The organism is Sporomusa sp. (assembly GCF_057736855.1).
This window is the reverse complement of sequence record NZ_JBYKYF010000056.1, coordinates 1-7,752: the sequence shown is the minus strand read 5'-3', so window position 1 is coordinate 7,752 and position 7,752 is coordinate 1. Positions and strand designations below refer to the sequence as shown.

Annotated in this window: 7 protein-coding genes; 5 read left to right on the top strand and 2 right to left on the bottom strand. The window is 44.6% G+C overall.

Going from position 1 to position 7,752, the window contains the following annotated elements; genetic code table 11:
- Nucleotides 1-179: 179 nt before the first annotated feature.
- The 5 genes from typA (at nucleotide 180) to AC29Z1_RS05725 (ending at nucleotide 4,974) form a co-directional block, all read left to right on the top strand.
- On the top strand, nucleotides 180-1,997 hold the full coding sequence (typA, locus tag AC29Z1_RS05745; protein ID WP_488270499.1) for a translational GTPase TypA: 1,818 nt from the start codon (nucleotides 180-182) through the stop codon (nucleotides 1,995-1,997).
- A gap of 152 nt (nucleotides 1,998-2,149) precedes the next feature.
- The gene (locus AC29Z1_RS05740) at nucleotides 2,150-3,421 is read left to right on the top strand and encodes an adenosylcobalamin-dependent ribonucleoside-diphosphate reductase (RefSeq protein WP_488270498.1); all 1,272 of its coding nucleotides are present in this window, start codon (nucleotides 2,150-2,152) and stop codon (nucleotides 3,419-3,421) included.
- A gap of 29 nt (nucleotides 3,422-3,450) precedes the next feature.
- Nucleotides 3,451-3,858, top strand: coding sequence for a hypothetical protein (locus AC29Z1_RS05735; protein WP_488270497.1), 408 nt, complete (start codon nucleotides 3,451-3,453; stop codon nucleotides 3,856-3,858).
- Nucleotides 3,859-4,092: 234 nt separating this feature from the next.
- On the top strand, nucleotides 4,093-4,536 hold the full coding sequence (locus tag AC29Z1_RS05730; RefSeq protein ID WP_488270496.1) for a cell division protein SepF: 444 nt from the start codon (nucleotides 4,093-4,095) through the stop codon (nucleotides 4,534-4,536).
- A 147-nt stretch (nucleotides 4,537-4,683) separates the two neighbouring features.
- A complete protein-coding gene (locus tag AC29Z1_RS05725) occupies nucleotides 4,684-4,974 on the top strand; it encodes a hypothetical protein (protein ID WP_488270495.1) in 291 nt (96 codons plus the stop codon).
- Between the two features lie 81 nt (nucleotides 4,975-5,055).
- On the opposite strand, the gene AC29Z1_RS05720 is transcribed toward AC29Z1_RS05725, so the two are convergent.
- On the bottom strand, nucleotides 5,056-6,360 hold the full coding sequence (locus tag AC29Z1_RS05720; protein ID WP_488270505.1) for an aspartate aminotransferase family protein: 1,305 nt from the start codon (nucleotides 6,358-6,360) through the stop codon (nucleotides 5,056-5,058).
- A 15-nt stretch (nucleotides 6,361-6,375) separates the two neighbouring features.
- Nucleotides 6,376-7,752 (bottom strand): peptidase U32 family protein (locus AC29Z1_RS05715; protein WP_488270494.1); only part of this gene is annotated, 1,377 nt, incomplete at its 5' end.

Below are 7,752 nucleotides of genomic sequence, written 5' to 3'. Positions count from 1 at the left end.
TACGGCGGCTTGAAAAGATTCGGGCATTTGTTAAAAAGACGTTCAGCGATTTATGGTCATGATTATAATAATTTTTATTTGACATTCGCTGGTTGGTATAATATAGTGAATTGTGCATTAGACTACAAAGGGGTGCAAATATGCATCCTTTTGTTTATTCGGGAGGACAAATATTCTATATGGAACGAAACGATTTACGCAATATTGCAATTATCGCTCATGTTGATCATGGTAAAACAACTTTAGTTGATGCTATGCTTAAACAGAGTGGTGTTTTCCGCGCCAACGAACAGGTTGCCGAACGGGTTATGGATTCAAACGATATAGAACGTGAACGAGGCATTACCATCTTATCGAAAAATACCGCGATTATGTATGACAATATTAAAATCAATATTGTTGACACTCCGGGGCATGCAGATTTTGGTGGCGAGGTAGAGCGGGTTCTTAATATGGTTGACGGCGTATTGCTGTTGGTGGATGCTTTTGAAGGGCCTATGCCTCAGACCAAATATGTACTGAGAAAAGCTTTGGAGCAAAAACTTAAACCGATTGTGGTTATTAATAAAATCGACCGCCCGGATCAACGGGTGGAAGAGGTTATTGATGAAGTATTAGAACTATTTATTGAGCTTGAGGCTGATGATAATCAACTCGATTTCCCGGTTGTCTATGCGACCGCCAAAGAAGGTATTGCCAAAATGGCAATGACTGACTCCAGTGACAATTTAGTGCCATTGTTCGAATGCATTAAGAATCATATACCTGCACCGCATGGCGACATCGATGGGCCACTGCAAGTCATGGTTACTACGTTAGATTATGATGATTATGTAGGCCGGATTGCCATTGGCCGGGTTGTGCGTGGGCGGATTAATTCTGGACAAAATGTTACTATCATAAACGGCGAAACCCAGGAAAAACCCAAAATCGGCAAATTATATATCTATGTAGGATTGAAACGGATTGAAGTTAAAGAGGCGGCTTTGGGTGATATTATTGCCATGATTGGTTTAGAATCAGTCAATATTGGTGACACCGTAGCCGATATTGAACACCCAGAAGCCTTACCCACTATCAAAATTGACGAACCCACTTTAACCATGCGGTTTACGGTTAATACCAGTCCATTCGCCGGAAGAGAAGGCCAGTATGTTACTTCTCGCCATATTAGGGATCGCTTGTTTCGTGAGGCGCAAACCAATGTGAGTTTACGAGTTGCCGAAACTGACAGTCCAGATGCTTTTGAAGTGGCTGGCAGGGGTGAACTGCATCTTTCCATCCTGATCGAAAATATGCGCCGCGAAGGCTATGAATTGCAAATTGGCAAGCCTAAGGTCATTTATAAGCAAATTAATGGTCAACTATGTGAACCCATGGAGTTTCTGACTATCGATGTACCGCAGGAATTCATGGGAACTGTTATGGAATCGCTGGGAACCCGCCGGGCCGAACTTGTTAATATGGTCGAACTGGCCGGTTACTTGCGGATGGAATTTATTGTGCCAGCGCGTGGTCTGATTGGTTTTAGGTCAGAGTTTTTGACCAATACCAAAGGCAATGGCATTATGCATCACGTTTTCCATGGTTATGCACCCTATAAAGGCGATATTCCTGGCCGTACCAGGGGGGCGTTGGTTGCTTTTGAAGATGGCGAAACCACTAGCTATGGTATCAACAGCATTCAAGATCGGGGCATTATGTTTGTGGTTCCGGGGCAAGCCGTATACCAAGGCATGATCATTGGGGAAAATTCCAGGGAAATGGATATGGATGTAAATCCTTGCAAGAAAAAACATGTTACTAACATGCGGGCCAGCGGTTCTGACGATGCTATCCGTTTGGCTCCAGCACGCATATTTACTTTAGAACAGGCGCTTGAATATATAAATGATGATGAACTTGTAGAAGTTACTCCCAAAAACATTCGATTGCGTAAAGCTATACTGGATAGACATGCACGCGGACGCGAGCGGAAAAAAGAAATTCAGCGGTGAGGTTGTTTGCATACAAACTACCCGTTGTAAATAAGGTGCGTAATTTTAACCAGATGCAGTCATGTTGGGTAGAAGTCTACACATAATGCAGGCAGATTTTTAAGAGCTGGATGCTTCACTGTGCAAATAATGATACTTGGGGGAGGTTAACCATGACATTGTTATCGCCTGAAGCTGAAACTGTACTTAGGGTCAGGTATTTGCGCCAAGGCGAAACCCCTGATCTTTTATTTCACCGAGTGGCCCAATATGTTGCTAGTGCAGAAGCTAAGTATGGGCAGGATACGTTAAGTTTAGCACAAACCTATTATGAGCTTATGGCTTCATTAACCTTTCTTCCCAATTCGCCTACACTCATTAATGCCGGTAAGCCTAAAGCGCAGTTAGCTGCTTGCTTTGTATTGCCGATAGAAGACTCATTGGCGGGTATTTTTGATACCCTTAAACACACAGCCCTCATCCATCAGAGCGGCGGCGGCACAGGCTTTTCTTTTTCACGCCTTCGGCCGGAAGGTGATAAAGTGGCCACAACTGGCGGGGTTGCCAGTGGTCCGGTATCTTTTATGCATATTTATGATATGGCTACACAGGTGGTAAAGCAAGGTGCTACCCGTTATGGCGCTAATATGGCGGTATTGCGGGTAGACCATCCTGATATATTTCGCTTTATTACGGCTAAACAGCGGCGTGATGTACTCAATAATTTTAATTTATCAGTAGGCATAACCGACGCTTTTATGGAGGCTGTTCGAAATCAGGCTGATTTTGCGCTAGTTAATCCCCGCAACCAGTCAATCGTGCGGACAGTGCCTGCACGGGAAATATTTGATTTACTAGTACAAATGGCTTGGGAAAACGGTGAGCCTGGATTGTTTTTCTTAGATACTGTTAACCGAGCCAACCCTACACCGGCTTTAGGGCAGTTTGAGTCACCCAATCCCTGTTCAGAGCAGCCACTACTTTCTTATGAATCGTGCGTGTTGGGCTCAATCAACCTTACTAAGATGCTTGAGACAAAGGGGAAAATAGTAAGTCTTGACAAAGATAAACTGGCCTGGACTGTCAGGCAGGCCGTCCGATTTTTGGATAATGTTATTGATATTAATTACTATCCATTACCAGAAGTGGCGCAAGCGACTAGAAGAACTCGTAAAATTGGGTTAGGCATTATGGGATTGGCTGAACTATTTATTTTGCTTGATTTACCTTATGCCAGCCAACAGGCAGTTGAATTGACTAAACATATTATGAAGGTAGTTACAACCGAAGCGCGGGCCATGTCGGCTGAATTGGGACGCGAGCGGGGCAGTTTTCCGGCTTTTGCCGGTAGCATATATCCTCAGCAAGGATATGCTTATATGCGCAATGCTACTGTAACTACCATTGCACCGACAGGAACAATCAGTTTGATTGCCGGTTGCTAAGTGGCATCGAACCGCTTTTTGGCCTGTCTATGACCCGCAGGGTCTTAGATGGCAGGCAAATTACCAGTGTAAATCAGGTGGCTGTTAGTTATCTGGAGAAATTGGGATTACTAACACCGACTGTGTATGAGCACATTATGACTTCAGGAAGTGTTGCGGCTTTAGCATTGCCAGACAATGTGAAACGTGTACTGGCTACCGCCCATGAAATTGAACCAGCCTGGCATGTAGCTCAGTTGGCAGCAGCTCAGGCATATACCGACAATGGTGTTTCAAAAACAGTAAATCTGCCTCATGATGCTACTTGCGAAGACGTGTCGAGGATATTTTTTGCAGCCTATGAACAAGGTTGCAAAGGGGTAACCGTGTATCGGGATCATAGCCGAAATGAGCAAGTACTTACTCATGGCGTTACATGCGAAGAATGTCAGAGCTGATGCCACCTAGCTGCGGGAATTGATTTAGTAGATAAAAGAAAACATTGACAGGTTTTTGAAGCTATTGCCGAGACCTCACCTTTGGCTATAAAGCTACTATTCGATCCAATCGGAAGATATTATATTTTGTTTTACCCGTAGCACAAATTTTCGTCGTAGTCTGGCAGGAATTAGCATAATGCATGTCGAATACTTCCCAAAATATGGAGTAAAGTAGCTAGGAGGCGTTTTACAGTGGCGCTTGGATTAATTGATAAATTGACTAACTTTTTAATACCGCTAGAAGAAGAACCGGCAATGACAGAAAAAGCCGAAATGCCTGCTGCAACCAAAGAAATGGCGGTACAAGAAGCTGAACGTCGCCCCAAGCTTAAAGTACATAGTCAACAAATAGGACATCTGAAAATCTTTGTGGCTTTGCCAACCAGTTTTGACGATGTACAGATATATGCCAACTATCTCAAAGCCAATATTGCTGTTGTTGTTAACTATCAGCAGGTTGATGCTGTTACCCAACAGCGTATGAGCGATTTTTTAAATGGGGTATGCTATGTTCTGGGAGGTACTGTACAGCGGGTTTCGGACAGAGTAGCTCTTTATGCATATGCCAATATTGAAGTGGATAAAAGGATATTTGCTTATTCAGTACCCACCTATGTGCGGGTGAAAAACGAATAGCGTAGATTGTATATAGAAACAGCCGGCAGACAGAATCTCACTGCCGGCTGTTTTTATTGCACATACTCAATATTCTATGATCATATATATCTATATCCTGCTTGTGCACTCATGTTTTGTGCTTATTTTGGTTGGGGAGGGGTAACAGTGAAAGGTTTTAAAGCTAAAACAGGCAAGTTTGGATCCTTCGTAAGCCTGATTATTCTTAGCACCATGTTAATGCTATTTGTCTCGCAAATACCAATATTTATGGAGTCATCTGCCGGACAAATGTTTGCCGGTTTTTGGGGTTTTTTTGCTGTTACTATATTTGCGGCACATATTGTAAGATTAACTGGTCAGCGTAAGCGTTATTTGACAATAATGCCGTTAGTAGGCGCAATGAAAGATGCCCGCACTCGGAAAAATATCCGTAAGATGCGGGCTATGCATGGCTAATAAAGACGGTGATAGAATTTTTTAGAGTATGTCAGCAAACCCAGTCGGCCTACGTGGATAGGCTGCTTGGAGATTATCCGGTTAACCCATGGTGGCCAATACATCAGACAAATGATTCAACAAGCTATCTATGTCCTCACGGGTGATGACCAGCGGTGGCTGGAAGGCCATTACATTACGGTTAATGCCATTTTTGCCAATGAGGAAACCACGGTTTTTCATTTGTTCTAATAAATGGTCAAGCTGTTCAGCTGCTGGTGACTTGTCCGGATTGACCATTTCAACGCCCAGCATGAGGCCGAGGCCGCGAATATCGCCCATGATGGGATATTTTTTCTGTAGTTCTGTTAGACCTTGTTTTAGATATTCGCCAAGTTCAGCGGCGCGTGCAGCCAGGTTATACTTAGTAAGCACTTCAATCGTAGCTAAGGCAGCAGCCGAAGTTACCGGGTTGCCGCCAAGCGTTGATGCACCTGGGCGGGTATAGGTATCGGCAATTTCGGGACGGGAAATAAAGGCGCCAACAGGTGTACCGTTCGCTAACGCTTTGGCCATGGTCATAATGTCAGGTTCCACGCCATAATGTTCAATGGCAAACATTTTGCCGGTACGGCCAAAGCCGGTCTGAACTTCATCGATGATTAAGAGAATATTGTATTTGTCAAGAATTTCTTTAACCCGCTTGAAATAAGTAGGCGGCGGGGTAATGATGCCGCCATTGCCCTGAATGGTTTCTGCGAAAAAGGCGGCAACTTGGCCTGAGGTGGTTGTTTTTATAATGGTTTCAATTTCATTGGCACAAGCCAGGTCACATTCAGGATAGCGTTTGCCGTATGGGCAGCGGTAGCAGTAGGCATTGGGTGCAAAACTGATGCCGCCTACCGGGCTGGTATCGGTACGCCACATAGACAAACCGGTTAGGCTCATGGTCAGTTTGGTACGGCCGTGCAACCCTTGGCGCAGGCTGATGAATTCGTGTTTGCCTGTATAAATTGACGCTAATAGGGCAGCACCTTCATTGGCTTCCGTACCACTGGCACAGAAAAAGGATTTTTGAAGCCGTCCGGGAGTAATTTGCGATAAGCGTTCAGCCAAATTAACAATATTTTCTGTAAGATAAATGGTACAGGTATGCTGTAACGTAGTTACCTGATCACAGACGGCTTTGGTGATTTCCGGGTGACAATGGCCGCAGTTAACCACCGATACTCCGGCAAAACAGTCTAGATATTGTTTGCCGGTATGATCATACAGGTATTGCATATATCCCTTGACTAACTGCATTGGTTCGGAATAAAAGTGGTATACGCAAGGGATCATATATTCTTTCTTTTTACGGAGGATTTCGGCAGGTCCTATGTATAGGTCTTTGTTTATTGTAGACATCATTCCATCGCCTTTCTATCTTGATACTTTGTAGCGGAAAACCCCGATACTTAACTGACGCGGGCTTTTGGCCGCCAGGGTATCAATACATGTTTTATCAACAAAATAGTTATTCCCAGAAGCTAATTTATCGAGTTCTGCGCGATAGGTAGCGGTTAGTAGACCGACAAGTTCGGGGGTGTAATGTTGTCCTTCAATCCGGTAGTATCGGAGGCCTGCTTTCATAAGAGCATGTAAGTAAGGAAGCAGACACAAATCTTTGGCAAAAAGAATATGGTTGCGGCAGTATTGATCAATTTTGATGTCATGTCGTTCACCAGCACTGTCTAACAGTGAAAACTGTTGCCCGGAGCATAGATGGTGACAAGGATGAGGGGCAGTTCCGGCGAGAATGGCTGACGGCAAACAGTGGTCAAGAACCATGGCTTCAATGGGACCATGAATAATGATTTCCAGTAGCAATTGACTGTGTTTAACCAGTTCGGTAATTTGTCCTAGGGTAGCTTCTACGGAGATGGTGGCTTTGGTGGCACCATTGTCTTTGAGCCAATCAGCAGTAATGTGGTTGAAGAGATTAAGCGAAAAGTCAGTTTGTACAGGTAAAGAAGAGATTTGTCTTGCCAGGCGCAGCATGCCAATATTGGAAACCATAAGTCCATGCGGCCGAATCGTTTCCAGGCTGGTAAATAACTGCTCAAGCTCACCGCACTCTCGTTCCATGGTGATTCGCGGGGTAGTAACAATAAGCTGTGCCTGATAGTTATCAGCCAGTTTGACAGCAGTAGCTATGTCCTGCAAACTCCATGGCTTATTAGGCTTGAATGCTTCACCGCCAATATAAGCAATATCCGCACCATTTGCCAAAGCGCTGGTGAGAGCAGCGAGGTCAGCTACCCGCACAGCCAGTTTCGGACGCTGGTGTAGTGAGAGATTTTCTGTCTCTGGATTTTCAGTGATAGGTAATGCACCAGGTGCGTTCATTCCGGTTTCTTTGACTGCCTGACTGAAAAAGCGGGGTTCTCGTTCACCGCTATAGCCGATCGAGCTTGCCCCCGGGTTGCCTAGCGCATAACAGGTTGAAAAATCACGGGAGCGATAATCATACAGTTCTTGCCAATCTGCCTCATCCAAAGTATAGCCACTAGGATCAGCAATATAGCGGTCAATGGCTTTGCGATAAATTCTCACAATCCGGCTGATAAAATCGGCAGTACGCATACGGCCCTCAATTTTAAAGGAGTAAACGCCAGCTTGAATCAATTGAGGTAAGGCCGTATACATGCACATATCTTTAAGCGCCAATTTATACGGACCAGGATCATTCGCAGTTACCGCCTGCCCAGTTATGGTATCAACAAGTTGGTACGGCCAGCGGCAGGGCTTTAGACAGCG